The sequence below is a fragment of the Neobacillus muris genome (assembly GCF_943193175.1).
In the GTDB taxonomy this organism is placed as follows: Bacteria; Bacillota; Bacilli; order Bacillales; family Cytobacillaceae; genus Neobacillus; species Neobacillus muris.
This window is the reverse complement of the sequence record NZ_CALPDF010000001.1, coordinates 69,682-92,348: the sequence shown is the minus strand read 5'-3', so window position 1 is coordinate 92,348 and position 22,667 is coordinate 69,682. Positions and strand designations below refer to the sequence as shown.

The following is a 22,667-nucleotide window of genomic DNA, read 5'->3' as shown; positions in this document are numbered from 1 at the left end:
CGGTTGGATGAAGACGATTAAAAAAATGTTTGAACACCTGCATTGGGCGAATTTACGGATTCTAGAAACCTTAAAAACTAGCGGGAATCAGGACCATCAGGCAAAACAGTTGTTTTCCCATATCCTGATAGCCGAAGAGGTATGGCTGAACCGCATGAAGGGCTTGCCGAGCGGACCTCAAGCGCTATGGACAGAGCTGAGTATAGAGGAATGTTCGAAACTTGCGGAAGCCAATTATAAAAACTTTACCGAATTTCTCACAGGGTTATCGGATGAAAAAAGCGAGGATATCATCAGCTATAAAAATAGCACGGGCAAAGAATTCTCCACCTCCATTGCAGACATCCTAACCCATGTCGCTTTGCACGGCCAATACCACCGAGGCCAAATCAACCGCCGCCTCAGGCAAAAAAACCTTGAACCCATCAACATCGACTACATCACCTACGTGAGATAAATAAGTCGAGTGGGGACAGTCCCCCGGCGCAGTAAAGTGTTACTAGAGTGGGGGACTGTCCCCTGTATTGATGAAAAAGGAAGTGCAAGAGATATGTCTAATAGGAGTTGCAGCAGTCTGCGGGCAGATTGTGAGAGTTGTTTTGGCTTGTGCTGTGTGGCACTTGCTTTTGCGGCTTCAGCGGATTTTGCGATTAATAAAGCTGGTGGTACGCCCTGCCCTAATCTGGATTCGGATTTCCGCTGTGGCATTCATCAAAACCTTAGGCAGCAAGGTTTTAAGGGCTGTACGGTTTTTGATTGCTTTGGTGCCGGACAAAAGGTATCCCAAGTTACTTTTGGGGGAAAGGATTGGCGCAGCGGTCAGGAAACCGCCAAGAAAATGTTTGATGTGTTTCCGATTATGCAGCAGCTTCATGAAATGCTTTGGTACTTGACTGAAGCCCTTTCCTTCGAAGCGGCTCGTTCCATCCACGAGGAACTCCGCATGAAGCTCAAGGAGACAGAGCAGCTTACCCGGTTTGCTCCCGATTTTCTTCTTAACCTGGACATCCCGGCATATCGATCTGATGTTAACGTGCTGCTTATGAGAACAAGTGAATTAATAAGGGCAAAGTCCATAGGCAAACGCAAAGGAAACAGGGAAAATAAGAAACCGGATCTCCGGAGAGCCGACTTTATGGGGAGAAAACTAAGCAGGGCTAATTTCAATGGGGCCAACTTAAGAGGAGCCTGCCTGATTGCCGCTGACTTAAGAGGGGCAGATTTAAGAAGGGCTGACCTCATCGGGGCTGATTTGCGGGATGCTGATCTAAGCGGAGCCGACCTTAGCGGCAGTATTTTTTTAACTCAAGTTCAGATAAACTCGGCGAAGGGAGATGGAAGAACCCGATTGCCGGAATCGCTATACCGCCCTAAGCATTGGCGGGCTTAATGGGATGGGAAACAGCTGCGGACTAGACTAGAGAGGGGAAGACCAAAATTTTCAAATCAACCTTATCCATTTAGAATTACGGGAAGACTAGCCAAGATTCAAGTCCTTTGCGGACTATGGAGTCTTGGTTTTTCATTGTGCAACATGCTAATCGCTTATCCATGAAAGCATAGTTATCCAGCCATAATATGGGCACTATAATCCTATGACCAAATAGTTCATCTAGGAACGAGGCGTACCAAATGGAGAATATAGAGAGTTTTCCTGTTGTCTATACCAACTTTTGGGACAGCATTGTGGCTGTCCCGTTGGTTGTCATCCTGACAGAGATACTTAAAAAGATCCTGCCAATATCAAAGCCATACGTCCCAATGCTTGCCAACATTATCGGGTTGCTCATCGCCGTCTTCTTTGCCCATCCCAAAAGCCTCTGGGCTGGCATCTTTATGGGGTTTTTTTACGGCAATGCCGCTTCAGGCATGTACTCGTCACTAAAAACCCAAATCCGCGCCTTTAGAAGAGCCGGAAAATACCAGAAAAAGCAGCCGCCCAATAATAATGCCCCGCCCCAGTAATGCGTTAATACCCTGGGGGACTGTCCCCCGGCACATTAATGTGTAAAAGCGCCCTGCTTTGCTGTGGTGAGCGGTCTTTTTTTTAGTTGAAGGGACTGCTGTTTTTGGTTGTTTGGTTCTTTGCGGTTTTGTAGGCCTTGAAGTCATCCGGGGTGTCGATGTCTTTTGGGACTGTATGGGGGAGTTCGATCCAGTCTATGTCGGTGCTTCTGGCTTTTAATAGTTTACGGGCGCCTTGGTCGCCGCTGATTTGAAGGAGGCCGTCGAAAACTGTGTTAGAAAATAAAACCGGATGTGACGGAATCCCGTTATACTTTGGCTGAATGATCGGATGGCTGGTAACTTTAAATCGCTGGCATAATTGGTTGATGAAAACGGGAGAAATATCCGGCTGATCGGCTAATAGGATCATGCCGGCATCCGCATTCTGTTTTATTAAAAACTCAATTCCCAGTCTCAGAGAAGAACTCATCCCTGCCTCTGCATGCCCATTCTCAAGGATTACGACAGGCAGATCAGCTATTTCTCCTTTTACCTCCGGGTATGCTGCATTTGTGACCACGGCAATTCCTGCTGCTTCACTGAGCAGCGCCTGTTTGGCCACATGGCGTATAAGCGTTTCTTCACCAATTGGCAGCAAAAGTTTTGGTGTGCCCATCCTTCGTGAAAAGCCTGCTGCAAGAATCACGATCCAGATGCCAGAAGGGGTCATATCACCTTTGCTTTTTGGCACAGGGAACCTCCTGTCCGCCCATTTTTAAAAGCAGTTAATTCCGCAAGGATGCTGAGGATAATTTCCTCTGGCGATTCGGCCCCAATATCCAGCCCTATCGGCGAATGGATCCTTTCCCGCAGCTCGCTGTCAGCCATCCCTGTTTCCTGGCTGATCAGGTCCGTCAGCTTGGAAAAACGCTGCCGTGAGCCAAGCAAGCCAATATAGTTTAAATCTGCTTTTAAAAAGTAAGCTAAAGCTGCTTGGTCCAACTCCAAATTGTGCGTCATAATCACAGCGTAGGACCCTGCAGGAATCGGAATGGACGCATAATCACCTTTCTTTATCAGAACCGTGTCAATATCTTTAAAATAGGCGGTGAGATAAGTCTCCCGATGATCTATCACTTTGACACGCCATGGCAGATCGCTGGCCCGTTTAGCAAGTAATGCCGCATCAGGGCCAGAACCGATAATAAACAGCTTTGGCAGCGGCTCGATCAGCTCCGCAAAAACAACGGCCTCGATTCCGTTAACAAAGGTTTCAATCAATCCTGGTTTTATAAGATCTTTTGGTGCCGTCCCTCCAGATTGGCGGTTATAGTCCTCAGTCCACTTATAACCGGGCTGCAGCACCTCATGATTGGCTGAATGAATAACGGAAAAAAAGAGATACGGCTCGTCGCAGGTTAATCGATTTTGCCACTCGGCAAGAAGCCAGCTGGCATCTTCTCTATAGTTAATCGGGTCAAAGGGCTCAAGCCAAACGGTGATCAAACCATTGCACCCTACTCCAAGGCCCCACAGCAAATCGTTTTCCCAGCGGAAATCATATTCAATCAATTTGGGTGTATTGGAAGACAATACTTCCCGAGAATGCTCCAAAAGATCTGCCTCGACACAGCCGCCGCTCAGCATGCCTTCAATCTCACCGGTTTCATAGATTAGGCAGCGTGCGCCTTCTCTCCGGTAAGAGGACCCTTCAACCTTGACAATCGTGGCTAAAACAGCGCGAACCGATTCCTGAAAGCAGCGGGCGAGTCCGTTGTGAATATCCTTCATCTTTCGTCCACCTCCTAGTGCCTGACTTTATAAAATGAACAAAAGGCGGGCCTTCTCTGCAGCGAATCCGGAGAAAAGGTCACCACCATTTATTTTATTTCCTTACTGATTTGTTAAGTTCCACATTTTTTCGGCAGTAATCGGCAATTCATATCCTCGTATGCCGGTTGCATGTTTAATTGCATTAGAGATAGCGCCTGGAACAGGATCAAGGGCAATTTCTCCAACCGACTTTGCCCCAAGCGGCCCATTTGGGTCCGGCTCCTCGATAAAATCGACTTCAATCGGCGGTATATCTAAAGGTCCCGGCATGCGATAATCCAAAATCGAAGGATTCATTACTTTTCCTTCTTTGACTTTGAGCTCCTCCATCGTCACCCAGCCAATCCCTTGGGCGACAGCCCCCACAACCTGGCTTTTTGCTCTGACACGGTTGATGATGATGCCAGAATCATGAACGGCCCAATATCCGGTAACTGTCGTTTTTCCTGTATCCGGGTCTACTTCCACTTCAGCCACATGGGCAGCAAACGGATAGTTTGGAGACGGGTCGCCATAACTGGTTTGGTCCGGAAGCTCTGTATTTGGGACATACGTTGCCCGGACCGCCAACTCATCCCCCGCATTGGCGGAACGATATTGAATGGCTAACTCCTCGGCTGAAAAGATTTGATTACCGACCTGCACCCTTCCATTCGAAATGGATGCTTCACCATGATAGTGCGTAGAAGCAAATTCCAGCAATTTGTTTTTTAGCTGTTCTGCGGCTAACTTGACAGCATTGCCGCCCATCACCGTACTTCTTGAAGCCAGCGTGCCGATTCCAAACGGATAGCGGCCGGTGTCACCTGATTTCACGATAACCAAGCCATCCAAATCCAGCACTTTTTTAAAAATTTCAGTGTAGGTTTGTGTCATCCCTTGCCCCAGATCGATTTCCCCAGTTTCCACTTCAATTTCCCCACTGGCTTTTAAACGGGCCGTTGCTGTCGATCCGTCGAAACGGGGATCAATCGCGCGGAAGCCGGAAACGTGGTTGGCGAGGGCGATTCCCAGACCTTTATTGGCTGGAAGACTCTCGCGGCGGTTCCAGCCGGAAAGTTCTTTTACCCGCTCAATGCATTGATCCAGCTTGCATGTAGCCAATTTATACCCGTGGATCGTCGTTTCGCCTTCACGGACAATGTTCTTCATTCTTAGTTCAGCTGGGTCCATGGAAAGGCCTTCTGCCAGTTCATCAATGATGCTTTCGACGGCAAAAAGCATTTCGGCATTTCCAAAGCCCCTCATGCAGGTCGTTGGGCTAATATTGGTATAGCATAAATGCCCGACCGCTTTGATGTTCTGAAAATGGTAGACCGAATCAGGCCGGGTGCAGGCGGTAGCGACAATGTTGGGGCTCCAATAAACCCTTGCCCCTGCATTGGCGTAGACAACCGCATCCTTAAACACGAAGTTTCCGTCCTTGTCTGCCCCAATCTGCACATCCATAATCAGCGGCACACGAGGATGGGCCGTCATCATATCTTCCTTGCGGTCCAAGACGATTTTGATTGGCCGGTTTGCCGCTTTGCTTAAGGCGGCTGCAATCAAATGGACCTTTAGCACATATTTGGCACCAAACGATCCTCCGATTGGAGGGATGATGATCCTGACTTGGTCCTCTGGCAGCCCAAATGCTGCGGCATAGGTTTCCCGGGCGCGATAAGGAATATGGGAGCCCGCCCAGATTGTAATCCCGTCATCAGCCCAGTTTGCCAATGCAGCAATCGGCTCCAAATGCCCTTGGTAAATAGGATTAATGACAAACCGACCGCCGCGGACAATGTGGGCTTGTTTAGCTGCCTGATTGACATCCCCGCGTTCCACGTTGAGGAGCATGGGCTGATTGGTCTCTGTTTCCGGATGCAAAACAGGAGCACCGGGTTTTAGAGCTTCCTCTGACTCAAATACGGCAGGGAGCACTTCATAGTCCACTTGAATCGCCTTTAAGGCAGCTTCAGCTGCTTCCTTTGATTCTGCTGCAACCGCTGCAACTTCATCCCCAATAAACAGCACACGGTTTTCCGCTAGAATGTTCCAATCTTTTATCTTTGTCGGTCCAAAGGTATAGTTGGGCAAATCGCGGGCGGTGATCACCGCCTTAACACCTTGAATCTGTTTAGCAGCGGTAGTGTCAATGCGGACTATTCGGGCATGGGGGTGCGGGCTGCGCAGGATGGCACCGGCCAGCTGTCCAGGCAGATTCATATCATGAATATATTTGGTTTCGCCATTGATTTTTGAAATCGGGTCATGTGGAGAGCGTTTTGTCACGGTTATCGTTCCTCCCCGTTAACCACTTTTTCGGCAGCTTGGACGATGCTTTGGTATCCAGTGCAGCGGCAAAGATTATTTTTTAAAGCCTTTTTGACACTGCCTTCATACAAATCAGGCTGCTGCTTCCAAGCATAGAGAGTCGCCATGATTCCCGGTGTGCAAAATCCGCACTGTACACCGCCAGTTTCGACCATCGCTTCTGCAAGCGCCTGATAATCCTCCGTTTCACGCAGCCCCTCAATCGTTTGGATCTCTTTTCCGGCAGCGCTGGCCACCGGAATCAGGCATGAATTGACCGGCTTGCCATCCAAAATGACTGTGCAAGCGCCGCATTCTCCTGATCCGCAGCCGATTTTAGTCCCGGTCAGCTGCAATTCTTCTCTTATGTAATCAACAAGCGGCCTGGTGGGACTGCCATTTACTTGATATTCCCGGTCATTGATTCGTATTGTGAGCGTATCCTGTTCGTCCATGATGTTATCCTCCTTTTCTGACGCTAGGTGGTTAAAACGCCAGCTGCAAATATCTGCTCTGGAGAAAAACGCTTTGAAATCAACCCATCCTCCTGTAGATACTGCATAAAACTTTCAATTTGCTTCCAATTTTTTTCGATGCCATATGGCCAAACATCCGGTCCCAACAGTTCTGCGGATTGCTCCGCTGCTTCCCATAACCATGGGATAGAGGCGGCATTTTTTACTGTCTCGAATAAGTTTTGGACCGAGTCCGTTTTAACCTTATCCATTAAATCATATAAATTTTTCGGTAGGTCTGGATATTTTTCAACCGTTTCCTGTTTCAATGACACAAGGTGCATAATGGGGAACACGCCGTTTTTTTGATAATATTCCCGTTCATCCTGCCAAACATCAGGCAGCAAACGGCGAATGGAGCCGCCTTTTCCTGACCTTGGAAAATACGTTTCCGGAGGGCGCCTGGCCGACATAATCGCATCGACTTCTCCTGATAGAAGGGCTTCAAAAAGATCATCCGATTGGGATCGTTTAGCTGGAGTTTCCACGGGAATCCGCTCCGGCCTGAAGGTTACCCAGTTTATTTCCTCCGCAGGGACATTCCATTCATGTCTAAAATAAGCCCTGATCCAGACCGCAGCCGTCATTTGATATTCAGGCACACCGATGGTACGGTTCCGCAGCTGCTCCGGATGTGTAAACTCGCTGTCTGAGCGGACATACAGGGCATTATGCCGGAAGGACCTTGATAAAAATACGGGAATGGCCGTTAGTCTCGTCTCGCCTCGGTCTAAGCCGATTAAGTAGGAAGCCAGCGACATTTCTGCTATATCATAGCTGGCATGCGCCGCCTGGTTGGCGAAAATTTCTTCTACCATCGTGCTTTTCACTTCAAGGTCAAAGGATGGGAGAGAGGCTTGTCCAGTTAAGATAGGATTTGTCCGGTCACTATGGGACATTGCAATTGTCAGATGATTGCTCAAGATTAAAACCTCCAATTTCCCTTGTTACAAGGATTCATTTAAAGATAATACTTCTGTTATGGCTTTTTTCACAAACACCTTCACCATGGCACGCCGGTATTCGGCACTTGCCCGTATATCGGAAATCGGCTGGCAGTTTTCTGCGTACCATTCAGCGATGCGATCCAGCTGATCAGTGGTCAGTGTTCCATCCAATCTATCCGTCAAGTCCTTCAGAACCATCGGTTTGTAATGGGCGGCTCCAATCGCAATTTGGGCAAGTTCGATTTTGCTGGTTGTCCCTTTCACCAAGGCAGCAACGGAAACAAGAGAGATATCCGTTCCGCCGCGCTGGTCATGCCGCAAAAAGGTTTGCGGCACGCCAAGGGACTCCTTAGGAATGAGTACGGAAAGGATCATTTCATTTTGGGCTAATTGGGTTTTCTTTGGACCCGTAATTATTTCGTCAAAGGGCAGGATTCTAACTCCGTTCGGGCTGGCAATCTTGATTCTTGCCTGATAGGCAGCAAGCGGGACAATCATGTCCCCGGCTGGTGAAGCATTGGCAATATTTCCGCCGATCGATGCGCGGTTTTGAATCTGCCATCCGCCAACTACCCGTGCCGCCTTCTGAAGGGCAGGCAATGGCTGAAGAACCGGGCTTTGCCAGATTTCTGCCGCTGTCACAGCCGCCCCGACTTCGATGCCTTCATCGGTTCTTTCAATCTTCTTCAATTCAGAAAGGTTTTGAATATCCAGCCAGTGATCAGACTGGCTGAATTCGGTTTGTCTTGTTGTTAATTGAACAAATAAATCTGTACCGCCACAAACAATCTTGGGGCTTTTTTCTTCTAGGATTTTTATGGCTTCTTCTACGCTCTGTGGCCGATACCAACCCATTTTTTGCACCGCCTATTCCATCACTGTTGTTAAATCTTTTACCCATGCTTTAGTTTTTAACGGCTCTATCGTTACAACAGATTCATCTTCGGCTCTTGTACTGCACAAAAAGGCTACTTTTCCATCCACCTGGGCCATACATTCCTTACAGGCGTTTGCCGACCGGCAGGAATAGCGGACAGACAGAGAGGGGTCAATATGTTCCCGAATCCAAAAAATTCCGTCAAGCAGGCTCATTCCTTCCACAAATGGAACCTCATATTCCACTAAGTCCCGATTTGTTTCCGAATCGCCCCGTACCACATTTAATTTAATTTTAGCCATTTTTGAGACACTCCTTTCATTGCTCGCTTATTTTCCGTTGAGTTCAATTTGGCTGAATTCCCACTCGTGGTCTTGGTTCAATGTAAAGCTTGAGCTTACTGCAGCTTCCTGCTGTTCAGGATAATCCAGTCTTGTATGGGCTCCGCGTGATTCTTTTCGGGCAATCGCCCCTTTAATAATGGCATCCCCAAGAAGAGTCATGTTGTAAGCTTCTAATTTTTCCACGGCAGCAAGGGCGTATTTTCCTTGTTTGGCCAACGCGAATTCTTTGCATTCCTTTTGCAGGTCCTTAATTTTGGATTGGGCATCGGCTAATAATTCCTCTGACCGCAATGGACCGGCCTCATCCCACATTAACTTCTGGATCCGGCGCCGGAATTCCAGTGTCGCTGTTTCGTCTTTTGCCACTTGTTTTGGATGCCAGAATTGCTGAAGCTTTTCCCATTCTGTTTCAAGCTCTTGTTTTACCAGATCATCAAATTTTTCATTAGAAGAAGCTCCCGCTGTTTCTCCGGCAATTCGTCCTGTTACGAGGGCCTCGGTAATGGCGTTACCCGACAGCCTGTTGGCACCGTGCATTCCATAGATCAATTCGCCGCAGGCAAGCAGTCCTTCAACCGATGTATTCATCTCTTTGTCCACGCGGACACCGCCCAGCATGAAATGGGCCATTGGGGCGACCTCTACCATTTCCTTCGTTAAATCCACGCCCTGTGAGCGCAGAATATCGATGACCGGACCGAATCCTTCGCGCAGCTTTTCTTCAGGAACCATGGTGAAATCTAAATAAGCGCCGCCATGAGGAGTTCCACGGCCTGCTTCCACTTCTTTAAAAATGGCATAGCTGGTCATATCTCTTGTGGCCGTATACTTGCCAGCAACCTCGCCGGCATACCGGTTCATGAATTCTTCCTGTTCCCCATTTAACAATCTTCCTCCAAGCTTATAGCGGAATGGGTCCCACATGATGGGGTCAATACCGACAAGAGGAGGGAAGAGGTGGGCGATTGGGAAAAACTGCACCATTTCCATGTCGCGCAGTTCAGCTCCTGCTTCTGCAGCCAAGATAAAGCCATCGCCGGTCATGTTGGCGGAAGCACTGTTCCGTTCATATATTTCGGTCAAGCCGCCGGTTGCCAGAATGACACTGGAAGCAGAAATGCTGACCGGCACCATTTCTTCCATAGAAAAACCTACTGCGCCGATGACCTTCCCTTGATGGCGGACGAGCCGTGTGATCATGACATTTTTCAACCGGTTAATTTTTTCATCTTTCCAAATGGCTTTTCTTAATCCATTGGAGGTAGCGCCGCCTGTGTTCAGGATATCGACATACACGCAGCGTTTACGGGAATGGCCAGGGGATACGACCTGGGACCGTTTTCCGTCAGGAGTTCTGGCCCAGCGGACGCCATAGCCTTCGACTTCGCGGATGACATCAGGGCCCCGTTCGACAATGACTCTGACAATTTCCGGATCGCCCAAGCCGCGGCTGCCTTCCATCGTATCGTTAAAATGAATTTCCGGATTGTCCTCCTCCTGCTCACCTAGGGCAACGGCAACGGTCATTTGCGCAAGAATGGTCGCACCGCCACGACCGATTAAGCTTTTGTCTGCGATGATGACATTGGCACCTTTATCAGCGGCTGCTCTTGCTGCCATCATTCCTGCAGCGCCTGAGCCTATTACCAATACATCAGTGCTGTAATTTTGTTGTTCCATCATTTTTTCGCTCCCAATCTCTGTTATTTTGTTTCACCTATTGAACGTACGGAGATTCCTGATTCTTCCAGTGTCTTTCTGATTTTTTGAGCAAATGTAAGGGCATGGGGGCCATCGCCGTGAATGCAGACTGTTTCTGCCAGGATTTCAATATCGGCACCTTGTCTAGTCATGACCTTCCGCTCATTCACCATCCGGACCACCTGCCCAGTGGCATCATCATCATTGGTAATCATGGAATCCGGCTGGCGTCTGGAAGTCAGCGAACCGTCCTGCTGGTAGGTGCGGTCTGCAAAAACCTCGCTGGCAGTGCGCAGCCCCGCTTTTTCTCCGGCTTTAATCAATTCGCTATTGGCCAGGCCAAATAGAATTAATTCAGGGTCAACCTTGTATACGGCATGTGCGATGGCCTCCGATAATTCTCTGTTTTTGGCGGCCATATTATACAGGGCGCCATGTGCTTTGACATGCTGGATTTTCCCGCCCTCCGCTTTAACAAAAGCGGACAAGGCGCCGATTTGATAGACGACAATGTCATAGGCTTCTTGTGGGGAGATGTCCATATTTCTTCTTCCAAAACCGATTAAGTCTTGCAGCCCGGGATGGACACCAATCCCAACGCCATTTTCCAAAGCAAGGCGGACGGTTTTGCGCATTGTGGCAGGATCCCCTGCATGGAAACCGCAAGCGATATTGGCAGAGGTCACATATTTTAAAATTTCTGCATCTGTTCCTAATACATAAGCACCAAAGCTTTCACCCATATCACAGTTAATATCAATGACTGTCATTTGAAACAACCTCCATTTTTTTTAATAATTGGTTAATGCCATATTGGATAATTCTCATATCTCGTTCTCGGTTTATGTAGAGTTCCTGTGCCTTCTTAAGGGAAATTTCTTCAAAGTAAACTTCACTTCCCAGGCTTAATTGAGCCATAATTGGCAGGTCAACAGAAACGACATGGGCAATTTTGGGGTACCCGCCCGTTGTTTGGTGATCAGCCATTAGGACGATCGGCTGGCCGTTTGCAGGGACCTGGACGGTTCCAAACGACACGGCTTCGGACAGCATTTCCTGCTGTTCGCTTAAAACAATGGGAGGACCTTCTAATCGGTAGCCCATCCTGTCCGACTGCGGCAATACTTTAAAGGGAGCGCTGAAAAATAAATCCTGGCTTTCCTTCGTAAATAAGTGAAAATTAGTCCCTTTGGTTACCCGAATGACCGGATTTTTTGCAAAATTTGGCCGCATCTGTGCAGCGATTGTTTGTGAAGCAGAAACAAATGGTTTTTGTTCATTTTTAAACGGATAGTGCAAAATCGATTGGCTTAAGGATGTGGACCTTCTTAATTCTAAAACATCACCTGCCTTTAATGCCCGTCCTTCGAAACCGCCAATTCCTGCGCGCAGGTAGGTGGAGCGGCTGCCCATCTGCTTGTCGATGCCAAAGCCTCCGGCCACAGCAAGATATGCCCTGGCACCGGACTTTGCCGGTCCCATTTTAAGAATGCTCCCGGCCTGAATCAAAACAGGTCTCCATAACGGCACCTCATAACCATCGATAGATGCAGAAAAATCCCCGCCGCAAATCGCGATTAAGGTGTTGGACTCAAAGTAGATGGTCGGCCCTAATAGGGTCATTTCAAGTGCTGCCTCATCCTGTGCATTGCCCGCCAGGATATTGGCCAGTCTCAATGACAAAGGATCCATTGAACCGCTCTCAATAATGCCATATTTCTGATAGCCCTTTCGTCCAAGGTCTTGAATGGTTAAGAGCATGCCAGGTTTGATTATTTTGATACTCATCTCTCTACCTCCAGCAGCTCCTGATACTCCTCAAGCGAAATCGGTTTAAACTTGATGACATTTCCCGTTTTCAACAGTGTCGGCGGGTTTTGCTCCGGCCGAAACAACCGGATGGGGGTTCGGCCGATTAACTGCCAGCCTCCAGGGGTTGAAATGGGGTAGACCCCAGTTTGCATGCCGGCAATGCCAACCGTGCCCTCGGGAATTTCGAGTCTGGGTGTTTCCCGTCTAGGAGCGGCTATTTTTTCTGATAACCCGCCTAAATAAGGGAAACCAGGGGCAAAACCAATCATGTAGGTTAAATAAGACCCTGCGGAATGGATCTGGATCACCTCTTCAGGTGTAAGCTGATTATGCTCTGCAACAAAATCAAGATCGGGTCCAAATTCCCCGCCATAGCATACGGGAATCTCTACGACTTCTGGTTGTTGGCCAGCTGAAGTCTCGAGCCCCTTGATGATTTTATCCAGTTGGTTTGCCATGAATTCATAGGGGCTTAAGCTGTCATCCGCCATTGTTGCGGCTTGAACGATATCGTAATAAATGGTTACATTCGTAAATGCCGGGACAAATTCAACCACCCCAGGAGGCGGATCGTTTTCTATGTATCGGGAAAGTTCCTGGACCTTTTCGTGTGTTTCCACGTTCACTTCGCTGCCAAACCGGACCATAATGGCGGAATCCCCTAATGGTTCCATGCTTGTGTACTCCATATAATCACATCCCCACGTGATGTCGTTAAAAGAAAGGCTGCACCTTCATTGATTCACTGTGAACAACTGTTCTTAGTCTTTCTTTCTTAAAAAATAATCATCCTAGAAACCGTTAAGCTCTAAAAATGGAATTAGAACGATTGGCCTGGAAATGAATCCAGGGCCGATCGTTCTAACGAAACAATATTGATTCGCCAGCCTCTTTAAGGCAGCAGGGATAAATCGACTGCATCCTTAAAGGAAACTTCTTTATTGATGATTCCTAATTGCATGGAGGCCTTATTAACTAAATCGACCCCATCTTCGGTAATTTTTAGACCATCTGGTACAGTAGAAAGCTGGCTGGAAATCGCCTTTTCTAAAATTTCTGGCGAGTATTCCTTAAATTCACTTTGCATAACATCCACAGCTGTTTTTGGATCTTCTTTCCCTTTTTCCTCAAGAACCTTTAGGAAAGTTTTCATAGCGTCTTTATTTTTGCCGACCCAATCCTCTTTTGCCATCACGATAATTCCCGGGTAATCAAATTTTGGTTCGTAAAGAACACGGTATTTTCCTCCAGAGACCATTTCAGATAGGGCAGGTTCTGCTATCATACCGCCAGCCACCTGTCCGCCTTCGATGGAAGCAAGCATACTGGAGCCGCTTCCTCCGGCGACAATTTTTACATCTTTTTCAGGATCTAATCCTTCTTTTTCTAATCCCATCCGCAAGCCTGTATCAGACAGCGTGCCAGGCTTTGTTACCGCAAGTGTTGAGCCTTTTACATCTTTTAAGCTGTCAAAACCGGCATCATTTTTAACCACTAATGAATAGCCAAAGCCGTTTTGCAGGGCACCATAGGCTTTTACTTTTAAATTATTATTGCGAAGTTTTAACACATGCTCCATTGAAGCAAGGTTAACATCGATGCTGCCGCCAACAAGAGCTTGTACTGCATCAGATCCTGCTGTAAAGCAAACTTTTTCAACGTTTAATCCGGCTTCTTGAAAAGAGCCGTCATTAATGCCCATTTGGCCAAGCAATGGGGTGATGCCGCCGCAAACCATGCCAAGCTTAATGGTTGTTTTTTCTTTTCCGCCTTGCTGATCGTCGGTTTTGCTGTCGTCATCTTGTGCATTATTGTTTCCGCAAGCTGACAAAATCAGCATGAATGCACTTAATAAGGTGATAAACCATAATTTTTTTTCCTTGAATCGTTTCAAAACAGTCAACCTCCATATGCTGTACTTTGCTTATCGGTGTTTTAATAACCTTTTTTCTAACTGTATGATAAATTGCTCCAAAATCACGGCAATTATCATGATTAATACTAATCCGGTAAATACCCCGGTAATGTCAAGCAGGCTTGATGAGTAGGTGATGTAATAGCCGAGCCCTTGGTTAGAACCAACTAGTTCCGCAATGACCGCTCCAATTAATGCCATCCCGATATTGAGCCGAAGGCTGTTTAAGATCCAAACGGTAATCGAAGGGAGGATGACCCAAGTCAGGACCTTCATTTTGCCTGCCTTATAGGTCTTCATCATATCAATCAAGTCATGGTCCATATTTTTTATGCCCTCATAAGCGTTATAGAGAGCCACGAATACGACCATGGCAATAACCATTATGATTTTTGATGTCATCCCAATGCCGAACCATACAACAAAAAGCGGCGCTAACGCTACACGCGGAAGACTGTAAAGGGCCATGATATAGGGTGAAAGCCATTTATCAATTTTTCCGCTTAGCGCTAATAAGATCCCTGCCAAGGTTCCAATGACCATTCCAATCGCCAGTCCGATTAAAGCTTCCTGGAGGGTAAAGCTCACATGAAACCATAAATCTCCTGATACGGCCAATTCATAGATCCGTTTAATAATGGCAGAAGGCTTGCTCAGCCAAAATTCATTGAACAGCCTGCCGGATAGCCCCTCCCAAAGCCCAAGGATGATGATCCCTACTATTATTCTTCCGATGGCTGTGGATAATTTTTCTTTTCGGAGATACCCTTTATATTGCTTTTGTGCAATATCATCTGAATAATCTGAAACAGATGGATTCACTTTTGCTGAATTGGATGCGCTCATTACCTGCTAACCTCGCTTTCCTTGTGGATGTCAGCTAATGATTCCCAAATTTCCCGCTGGATTTCTTTAAAGCGGGAATCAAAGCGGATATCGTAGAATGGGCGGGGCCTTTCCAAAGGCACTTTAAATTCTGCTTTAATGGTTCCTGGCCTTCCAGACATGACCACTACACGGTCGGACAAGGCGATGGCTTCTTCGATATCATGTGTAATGAATAAAACACTTTTGCCTACCCGTTCCCACATTTTAATAAATTCTTCTCCGATCGTTACTCTTGTTTGGGCATCAAGCGGACCGAACGGCTCATCCATCAGATAGAGGGAAGGATCGTGGGCAAATGCCCGGGCTAATGCAACCCTTTTTCGCATTCCCCCTGATAGCTGTTTGGGATAAAATTGTTCAAAGCCTTCGAGACCCACCATTTGGATTAGGTCTTTTGCCCGCTCTTCTTGTTCCTGAGTGGACTTATTGGCAATTGCGAGTGGAAGGCGGACATTGTCAAAGACGGATTTCCAAGGAAGCAAAGCATCATTTTGAAAAACCATTCCGATGCTTTCCGGCACATCCTTGATTTCCTTGCCATCAAGCAAGGCTTGCCCTTCGGATGGCTTGAGCAATCCTGAAACCACCTTTAATAAGGTGGATTTTCCACATCCGCTTGGGCCCACGACAGATACAAATTCCCCGTTCTTTACTGTTAAATTGACTTTTGATACGGCCAGAGTACTTTGGCCTTTGGTTGAATACCTGACAGACAAGTCAGATAATTTAAGTTTCAAATTTTCACTCATTCTGTCTTTCTCCTTAGTAGAGGAACTCGTAACAAAAATAGCATTATTCCTAGTTTTTTTGTCGGATATATGAAAAATGTACCAAGCCACTCCCATGTTGTCAATAAAAAAATTTTATTGCTTTAAAACAATAAAAAGCATCAATAACCACCTATCCTTATTTTGCAATATAAATAACGAATCATGCTAGCTTTTGCAAAAGAACCCAAAAAGGAATTCCTTTGGATGGGCAATGCGTTAAAGCGGCGGGGGACAGGCCCCCGGCACGGTGATGTGTTAAAGGGGATCACTATTTTGCTGTTTTTTGGTTCGGGGTTAGTGATATAATAGACAATAAATCTTTTGTATCTGGCTTGTTAAAGGAAGGTATGTATGGGCGAGGAGAATATTACGAGGATTCACTTAGATGGCAAGGAATATATTTTGATAGGGACGGCACATGTTTCGAAGAACAGCGCGGAGCAGGTGAAGCAGGTGATTGAGGCAGAACAGCCGGATTCGGTCTGTATCGAATTGGACGAGCAGCGTTACCAGGCTATTTCTGAGGGAAGTAAATGGAAAGAAATGGATATCATTCAGGTGATTAAGGAAAAGAAGGCCTCGCTTTTGCTGATGAATCTGGCCATCTCCTCTTTTCAAAACCGCATGGCCAATCAGCTCAATATCAGGGCAGGGTCGGAAATGATTCAAGGAATCCAATCCGCAAAGGAAATTGGCGCCCATCTGGTGCTGGCTGACCGGAACATCCAAATCACTTTTTCGAGAATTTGGGGCAATCTTGGCTTCTGGGGGAAAGCAAACCTTCTTACCTCAGTCATCGCCGGCATCTTCAGCAAAGAAAGCATCACAGAAGAAGAGCTGGAAAAGATGAAGGAACAGGATACGATTAACGCAATGCTGAATGAATTTACCGAAAGTTTTCCTCGGTTGAAGACGCCGTTAATCAATGAACGGGACCAGTATCTTGCACAAAAAATTAAGGAAGCCCCTGGTGAAAAAATTGTGGCGGTTTTAGGAGCAGCCCACGTTCCTGGCATTACGGAAGAAATTAAAAAGGAACAGGATTTGCAACGATTGACGGCGCTGCCGCCTAAATCTGTTGTTCCGAAAATTATTGGCTGGAGCCTGCCCATTCTGATTATCGCCATGATTGTGTATATCTTTATTGCGAGCCCATCCGCAGGCTTCGACCAGACCATCAGCTGGATTTTATGGAACGGATCATTTGCTGCTTTGGGGGCGGCCATCGCATTGGGCCATCCGCTCACCATCTTGACCGCCTTTGTGGCGGCACCGATTACCACCTTGCACCCGCTTTTGGCAGCCGGCTGGTTTGCCGGATTAGCCCAAGCGTATATTCGCAGGCCAAGTGTACAGGACTTTGAAACTCTGTCAAAGGATGTTTTTACCGTAAAAGGATTCTGGCGGAACAAGGTCAGCCGGATTTTACTGATTGTCGTTTTGTGCAACTTGGGCACAACCATTGGATTATTCATCGGCGGAACAGACGTCATCAAAACATTTTTAGAGAATTTATAAGATTGAAAGGATGAAAACTCGTTTTCATCCTTTTTTTTGAAGGAAATGGAGGGCACTAAGACTATGGGAAAAATAAGAATGGTACATAAAGAAGACTTGCCTGAACTAATCGCCATTGAGCAGCTTTGTTTTGAAAAAGAGGAGGCCGCCACGGAAAGGGCGTTTGAAGAAAGGATTCAACTTATTTCGGATAGTTTTTTTGTGGCTGAGGAGGGCGATGAAATTGTCGGTCTGGTCAATGGACCAGTCCTTGAAACGGAATACATAACGGATGACGTATTTAGCAAAATAAAACCCAATCCAGCATCAGGAGGCCATCAAAGCATATTAGGGTTGGCTGTGCTGCCGGCCTGCCAAAACAAAGGAATCGCTGCAGCGCTGTTGGCTCATTTGGAGGCACAGGCAAGTGCGAAAGGACGTGAAACCGTTACGCTTACATGCAAGAAGAATCTAGTTGGATTTTATGAAAAGCATGGTTATGTGAACAAAGGTGTATCCAGTTCCAACCATGGCGGCGCCGCCTGGTTCAATATGGTAAAATGGCTTTCGTGATAATGAACTAGCGGTATTTTGGCGGATCCTGGACAAGGGCCGTAAGCGCCAATTGGTAATAGGAGGCAAACTTCCATTTGCATTTTTGATAAAACAATAGACATTTTTTAAGAGAAGATCACATCAAATGATTTTCTCTTTTTATTTTTAAAAAGACGGAAAACAGGGAGACTCCCTATTGATTGTTATATCAGCTGTCGATATAATATAACTGTAGACGATATATCGTCATCCGTAATAGTTAAGAGGTGCTGAAGAATGAAGGACACAACCGAACATGCTGCATTGACGGAAGCAGTTTATTATATTCTTTTATCCCTCCACGAGCCGATGCATGGTTATGGCATTATGCAAAATATAAAGGAACTGAGCGGCGGACGGGTAGTGCTTGGAGCTGGCACATTGTACGGAGCTATTAATACTCTGCTGGATAAAGGGTGGATAGAGCCTGTTCCGGGAGAAGAAAATTCGCGAAAAAAAGAGTATGTCATCACTGATTTGGGCAAATCCATCGTTAAATGGGAACTTCAAAGGTTAAACGAGCTTATTAAAAATGGCATTGAGATTGCTGGAGGTTGACTGATATGAAGCATATTATCAGAAAAGCGTTTTTTGATTTCGAGAAGGAAGAAAAGTTTTTAAATGAAATGTCAGCGAACGGATTCGCTTTAACCGATTATTCGTGGTGCAAATATATATTTGAGGATGCTCCAAAGGATGAATACATTTACAGGATTGAATTGCTTGGACACCCGATGGACCATCAGGAAAGCCGAGATTATCTTCAATTTATGGAGGAAACGGGGGCAGAACTGGTTACCTCCTATAATAAACGCTGGATTTATTTTAGGAGGAAAGCAGCAGACGGTGAATTTGCCATCTACTCAGACATTGATTCCAAATTAAACCACTATAACAGAATCCTAATCCTTTTCTGGGCAGCCGCTGGACTTAATCTCTTTGTCGGACTCATCAACTTGCTCTTAGGCGCTTTCACTGCATCAATAAGCAGACCGCCAATCAACAGCTACGTATCCCTTATCTCATTTTCCATATTCATCTTAATTCTGCTATTCCTAATCATACCTTTAAACAAAAAAATAAAAGGCCTAAAAACCGAAAAGGAAATTCATGAATAGGGGGACAGTCCCCCAGCGCATTAATGCTTTAGCAGAGTGGGGGACTGTCCCCCGGTTCGCTAAAGCAATGCTGTTATTTTTTCTTCGATGTATTGGTTGATGAGGAGGTTTTGTTTTAGTGATAGGGAAATATAGTCAGGGCTGCCTGGCCCGTGCTGAATGTATAAGTCTAATAGTTGTGTTTTGGTGGTGGCTATTTCCTTTAATAATTTGATGTTTTCGTTTGGATGATTTTCGTTGGTCTCCATGGTACACCTCTTAGAGCATTTTTGTAGGTTGAAAATAAACTTTTCTTATCGTACCATGGCTTATTTTTAAACGGAATGTACCAGAGGAAAATAACAATTTTCAAAAAAATCCTAAATGATAGCAAAAAAATAATTTCTGGATTCTGGCCTGGAAGAAACCAAGAAATAGTGTTGAATTTGGTTAGGACATGTTATTTTGTCATAATTTTATCTGAAAAAGTAAAATAATTTCGGCATTTCAGAATGATAGGTTTACTGAATAATTGTCCGTGCACCACATTATAAAATTCATTCATTCTTCATCTTCCCCCTCGGTTTCATTCTCTTCTGCCTCTTGTACTTTCGTTTCCTGGATTTTCTCATCCAGCAGTTCATAGGCGTTCATCCGCATTTTGGCGCAGCTGATCAGTTGGTCCATGATTTGCAAAAAACTGTCATAGTCAAGATTATTTTCACTGCAGCCTTTAATTAAATGAATAAAATCATGCTGCAGCATTCCATAGCCTTTCTCAAAAGCGTTTGGATCCATAGTTAAAAAATACTCCTCATCCACAACAAATTCATTCATTACCTTCTTCGTTAAATGCTCCTTCGTCACTTGAATAGCCTTCTTCTCCTCCTCACTGTAATGCTGCTCATCCTCATAGACAGAACAAAGCGTCAAATAAATATCTTCAAGCAATTTAGTTGGGGCCAAATAATTTAAATCCATGCCGCTTCATCCTCCTTAATAAATTGGGCACAGCCGTTACGCCCTCTTAGAACTCAATTCATTAATTTCCCCTAAACTCGGGCATTTATGTATGGGGACAGTCCCCCGCCCAAGTACCGCTTTAACGTGCTGGGGGACTGACCCCAACTGACCTTGACTTCTGAAAATATTCAAGTAAAATGTAAGTAAAAAAGTTTACTTGGGTGTTTTTTGTTTTTTATGGGTGGATTTTTATTTTGGGAGGTTGCAGGGAATGGCGACGATTAAGGATATTGCGAAAGAATCGGGCTTTTCTATTTCTACCGTTTCTCGTGTGCTAAATAATGATCCGGGGCTTTCTGTTCCGGATGAAACGCGTGAAAAGATTTTTGAGGTGGCGGATAGATTAAACTATAGAAGGAAAACGGTAAGACCGTTAGTCAAGAACATCGCCTTGTTGTATTGGCTGACGGACCAGGAGGAACTCGAAGACGTTTATTTTAAATCCATGAGGCTGGAGCTCGAAAAATTAGCTGAAAAATATAACGTTGAGCTGACGACCTATAAAATTTCGGATGGGATTCATCAAATACCTGGAAATATCGAAGGCTTTATCGCAGTAGGAGCCTTCTCCGAGAAGGAATTGAAGCACCTGAAAAGCCTTACTGCCAATGGGGTCTTTATTGAAACGACTCCAGACCCCAACCAGTATGATTCTGTAAGGCCAGATTTAGCGCAATTGACTAAACGGACCGTGGACTTTTTTCTGGAAAGAGGCCATAAACAAATCGGGTTTATTGGGGGAACGTATCATAATCCCAATACGGATCAGGATGAAATGGACTTGCGCGAACAAACATTTCGGTCTTATATGAAGGAAAAAGGCCTTTTAAAAGAACAATGTATTTTTAGCCGCAGGGGGTTCTCCGTAGATACTGGTTATGACTTGATGTCACGGGCCATCGATAAGCTGGGAGACAATCTTCCTACCGCCTTTTTTATTGCAGCTGACCCGATAGCGGTAGGCTGCCTTCAAGCCTTGAACGAAAAGGGGATAGCCATTCCAGGCCGCGTCAGCGTGGTAAGCGTTAATAATATTAGCGTGGCCAAATACGTATCACCGCCGCTCACAACCTTCCATATTGATACAAAAGAACTTTGTAGAAATGCGATGGAATTGTTGCTCGAGCAAATCTTAGGCAAAAGAAAAATTGTGAAAACACTATACCTGGGAGCCGAATTAGTGATCAGGAAAAGTGCTAATTAACCGCGAAAAAATAATTACTAAAAAATATTTCTCTTTTACTAAAATATTTTTACTAAAATTGTTTACAAATCTTCAGTAAAATTATAAGATATGACTGTAAGCGTTTTACTAAAATTCACGGAGGAAAAGACATGAAAAAACTTACATCCTTATTAAGTATAGTTTTAATAGGAGTTTTACTTCTTACGGCATGTGGTTCCGGCGGTTCTAATGGCGCTGAGAAAAAAGGAAATGGTGAAGTGACCATTTGGGCAACCAACATCAACGTTCCTGTTTTAGAACAGGCAGCCAAGGAATACCAAAAAGATCATAAAGACTTTAAGGTAAAAGTAGTGGAAATGGCGAACGATGACATTCGTTCCAAAATGGTTACAGGCCTTCAAGCTGGCGGAAAAGGTCTTCCAGATGCAGCGTTGTTAGTAGACGATGGCTTAACTGGATGGCTAGAAAGTTTTCCTAACTCTTTTGTAAACCTATCCGAAAAAGAAGGATTTACTGATATTACAAAGGATTTCCCTAAATATAAGATTGACAGTATTTCAAAAGATGGAGATGTATACGCTTTCCCGTTTGATGCAGGCCCAGTAGGTGTATTCTACCGCAAAGATATCTTTGAAAAAGCCGGCGTTGACCCGGCCGCCATCAAAACTTGGGATGACTACATTGCTGCTGGTAAAGTGATCAAAGAAAAAACTGGCACGAACATGTTAAGTTACGACTCCAATGATTCAACCGTCTTCACGATCCTTTTGAGCCAGCAAGGCTTTGGCTATTACAGCAAGGATGGCAAGACGACCATTGGAACAAAAGAATCGCAAAATGCTGCGAACGTCTTCAAACAGCTTGCAGACAATAAAACACTGCTTGGCACACCAGGATGGAATGCGTGGGTAACCTCTTTATCTGACAGCCAAACAGCTACTGCCATCGCAGGCGGCTGGTTAGTGGGGACCATTCAGCAGCAATTGCCTGATCAAAAAGGCAAATGGGGCGTAATGGAACTGCCTGCATTCGAACCAGGCGGCAGCCAATCAGCTAACCAGGGCGGAAGTTCCTTTGCTATCTCGAAAAACAGCCCGAACGTAGACGAAGCCTATGACTTCTTGAAATTCTTCAGCACTGACTTTAAGATGCAGGAATTGGCCATGGACGGCGGTTTATTCCCAAGCTACCTGCCTGTATACGAATCTGATTTATTCTCTAAACCATTAGAGTATTTCAACAATGAGCCAGTATGGACATTCTTTGCGAATCAAATGGAAAAAATCCCATCTGTGTTCTATACAACCAATGATAACTTAGCTCGTGATGAAATCATCAAAGTGCAATCGGAGATCACGACAGGAAAAGATGTTAAGAAATCACTTGACGATGCAAGCGAACGTTTGAAAAATCGTGAAAAATAAAA

Annotated in this window: 25 protein-coding genes; 9 read left to right on the top strand and 16 right to left on the bottom strand. The window is 45.6% G+C overall.

Annotated elements, in window-relative coordinates; all coding sequences use genetic code 11:
• The first annotated feature begins 7 nt into the window (after positions 1-7).
• From NFS43_RS00445 to NFS43_RS00435, 3 genes are all read left to right on the top strand, one after another.
• Positions 8-457 carry a DinB family protein gene (locus NFS43_RS00445; protein ID WP_251548736.1) on the top strand — a complete coding sequence of 150 codons (450 nt, stop codon included), beginning with the start codon at positions 8-10 and terminating at the stop codon, positions 455-457.
• Positions 458-550: 93 nt separating this feature from the next.
• On the top strand, positions 551-1,390 hold the full coding sequence (locus tag NFS43_RS00440) for a pentapeptide repeat-containing protein (RefSeq protein WP_251548734.1): 840 nt from the start codon (positions 551-553) through the stop codon (positions 1,388-1,390).
• A 242-nt stretch (positions 1,391-1,632) separates the two neighbouring features.
• Positions 1,633-1,965: a hypothetical protein gene (locus tag NFS43_RS00435; RefSeq protein ID WP_251548732.1), complete on the top strand. Its 333-nt coding sequence runs from the start codon at positions 1,633-1,635 to the stop codon at positions 1,963-1,965.
• 82 nt (positions 1,966-2,047) lie between these two features.
• Here NFS43_RS00435 and NFS43_RS00430 read toward each other — a convergent pair whose 3' ends face one another.
• The 14 genes from NFS43_RS00430 to NFS43_RS00365 all read right to left on the bottom strand — a co-directional run bounded on the left by NFS43_RS00430 (position 2,048) and on the right by NFS43_RS00365 (position 15,823).
• The gene (locus NFS43_RS00430) at positions 2,048-2,698 is read right to left on the bottom strand and encodes a nucleotidyltransferase family protein (RefSeq protein WP_251548730.1); all 651 of its coding nucleotides are present in this window, start codon (positions 2,696-2,698) and stop codon (positions 2,048-2,050) included.
• Positions 2,674-3,738 (bottom strand): XdhC family protein, encoded by a 1,065-nt coding sequence (locus NFS43_RS00425; protein ID WP_251548728.1) that lies wholly within the window; start codon positions 3,736-3,738, stop codon positions 2,674-2,676. The genes NFS43_RS00430 and NFS43_RS00425 overlap by 25 nt, the downstream gene beginning before the upstream one ends.
• A gap of 102 nt (positions 3,739-3,840) precedes the next feature.
• Positions 3,841-6,054 carry a xanthine dehydrogenase family protein molybdopterin-binding subunit gene (locus NFS43_RS00420; RefSeq protein WP_251548726.1) on the bottom strand — a complete coding sequence of 738 codons (2,214 nt, stop codon included), beginning with the start codon at positions 6,052-6,054 and terminating at the stop codon, positions 3,841-3,843.
• 2 nt (positions 6,055-6,056) lie between these two features.
• Positions 6,057-6,530: a (2Fe-2S)-binding protein gene (locus NFS43_RS00415; protein ID WP_251548724.1), complete on the bottom strand. Its 474-nt coding sequence runs from the start codon at positions 6,528-6,530 to the stop codon at positions 6,057-6,059.
• Between the two features lie 23 nt (positions 6,531-6,553).
• Positions 6,554-7,513, bottom strand: coding sequence for a substrate-binding domain-containing protein (locus tag NFS43_RS00410; protein ID WP_251548722.1), 960 nt, complete (start codon positions 7,511-7,513; stop codon positions 6,554-6,556).
• A gap of 24 nt (positions 7,514-7,537) precedes the next feature.
• On the bottom strand, positions 7,538-8,392 hold the full coding sequence (locus NFS43_RS00405) for an FAD binding domain-containing protein (RefSeq protein WP_251548720.1): 855 nt from the start codon (positions 8,390-8,392) through the stop codon (positions 7,538-7,540).
• 12 nt (positions 8,393-8,404) lie between these two features.
• The gene (locus NFS43_RS00400; RefSeq protein WP_251548718.1) at positions 8,405-8,716 is read right to left on the bottom strand and encodes a 2Fe-2S iron-sulfur cluster-binding protein; all 312 of its coding nucleotides are present in this window, start codon (positions 8,714-8,716) and stop codon (positions 8,405-8,407) included.
• A gap of 27 nt (positions 8,717-8,743) precedes the next feature.
• A complete protein-coding gene (locus NFS43_RS00395; RefSeq protein ID WP_251548716.1) occupies positions 8,744-10,438 on the bottom strand; it encodes an FAD-binding protein in 1,695 nt (564 codons plus the stop codon).
• 23 nt (positions 10,439-10,461) lie between these two features.
• Positions 10,462-11,229 (bottom strand): LamB/YcsF family protein, encoded by a 768-nt coding sequence (locus tag NFS43_RS00390; RefSeq protein ID WP_251548714.1) that lies wholly within the window; start codon positions 11,227-11,229, stop codon positions 10,462-10,464.
• A complete protein-coding gene (locus tag NFS43_RS00385; protein WP_277613882.1) occupies positions 11,216-12,247 on the bottom strand; it encodes a 5-oxoprolinase subunit C family protein in 1,032 nt (343 codons plus the stop codon). Before NFS43_RS00385 ends, NFS43_RS00390 begins: the two co-directional genes overlap by 14 nt.
• On the bottom strand, positions 12,244-12,945 hold the full coding sequence (gene pxpB / locus NFS43_RS00380; protein WP_338150583.1) for a 5-oxoprolinase subunit PxpB: 702 nt from the start codon (positions 12,943-12,945) through the stop codon (positions 12,244-12,246). Before pxpB ends, NFS43_RS00385 begins: the two co-directional genes overlap by 4 nt.
• Positions 12,946-13,163: 218 nt before the next feature.
• Entirely contained in the window at positions 13,164-14,165 is a 1,002-nt protein-coding gene (locus NFS43_RS00375; RefSeq protein WP_251548710.1) for an ABC transporter substrate-binding protein, read from the bottom strand.
• A 30-nt stretch (positions 14,166-14,195) separates the two neighbouring features.
• Complete coding sequence (locus NFS43_RS00370) at positions 14,196-15,032, bottom strand: ABC transporter permease (protein ID WP_251548708.1); 837 nt, start codon at positions 15,030-15,032, stop codon at positions 14,196-14,198.
• The gene (locus tag NFS43_RS00365) at positions 15,032-15,823 is read right to left on the bottom strand and encodes an ABC transporter ATP-binding protein (protein WP_251548706.1); all 792 of its coding nucleotides are present in this window, start codon (positions 15,821-15,823) and stop codon (positions 15,032-15,034) included. Before NFS43_RS00365 ends, NFS43_RS00370 begins: the two co-directional genes overlap by 1 nt.
• A 372-nt stretch (positions 15,824-16,195) precedes the next feature.
• Here NFS43_RS00365 and NFS43_RS00360 point away from each other — a divergent pair, with 372 nt between their 5' ends.
• The 4 genes from NFS43_RS00360 to NFS43_RS00345 all read left to right on the top strand — a co-directional run bounded on the left by NFS43_RS00360 (position 16,196) and on the right by NFS43_RS00345 (position 19,053).
• On the top strand, positions 16,196-17,362 hold the full coding sequence (locus tag NFS43_RS00360; protein ID WP_251548704.1) for a TraB/GumN family protein: 1,167 nt from the start codon (positions 16,196-16,198) through the stop codon (positions 17,360-17,362).
• Positions 17,363-17,425: 63 nt separating this feature from the next.
• Positions 17,426-17,914, top strand: a complete 489-nt coding sequence (locus tag NFS43_RS00355; protein WP_251548702.1) for a GNAT family N-acetyltransferase — start codon at positions 17,426-17,428, stop codon at positions 17,912-17,914.
• Positions 17,915-18,172: 258 nt separating this feature from the next.
• Positions 18,173-18,493: a PadR family transcriptional regulator gene (locus tag NFS43_RS00350; RefSeq protein WP_251548700.1), complete on the top strand. Its 321-nt coding sequence runs from the start codon at positions 18,173-18,175 to the stop codon at positions 18,491-18,493.
• A gap of 5 nt (positions 18,494-18,498) precedes the next feature.
• Positions 18,499-19,053, top strand: a complete 555-nt coding sequence (locus NFS43_RS00345) for a DUF2812 domain-containing protein (protein WP_251548698.1) — start codon at positions 18,499-18,501, stop codon at positions 19,051-19,053.
• 59 nt (positions 19,054-19,112) lie between these two features.
• Here the strand turns inward: NFS43_RS00345 and NFS43_RS00340 are convergent, their stop codons facing one another.
• Both NFS43_RS00340 and NFS43_RS00335 read right to left on the bottom strand, forming a co-directional pair.
• Positions 19,113-19,301, bottom strand: coding sequence for a hypothetical protein (locus NFS43_RS00340; protein WP_251548696.1), 189 nt, complete (start codon positions 19,299-19,301; stop codon positions 19,113-19,115).
• 292 nt (positions 19,302-19,593) lie between these two features.
• A complete protein-coding gene (locus tag NFS43_RS00335; RefSeq protein ID WP_251548694.1) occupies positions 19,594-20,013 on the bottom strand; it encodes a hypothetical protein in 420 nt (139 codons plus the stop codon).
• Between the two features lie 253 nt (positions 20,014-20,266).
• Between NFS43_RS00335 and NFS43_RS00330 the strand changes: the two genes are divergently transcribed.
• Both NFS43_RS00330 and NFS43_RS00325 read left to right on the top strand, forming a co-directional pair.
• The gene (locus NFS43_RS00330; RefSeq protein WP_251548692.1) at positions 20,267-21,259 is read left to right on the top strand and encodes a LacI family DNA-binding transcriptional regulator; all 993 of its coding nucleotides are present in this window, start codon (positions 20,267-20,269) and stop codon (positions 21,257-21,259) included.
• Between the two features lie 131 nt (positions 21,260-21,390).
• Positions 21,391-22,665: an ABC transporter substrate-binding protein gene (locus NFS43_RS00325; RefSeq protein WP_251548690.1), complete on the top strand. Its 1,275-nt coding sequence runs from the start codon at positions 21,391-21,393 to the stop codon at positions 22,663-22,665.
• Positions 22,666-22,667: the final 2 nt, after the last annotated feature.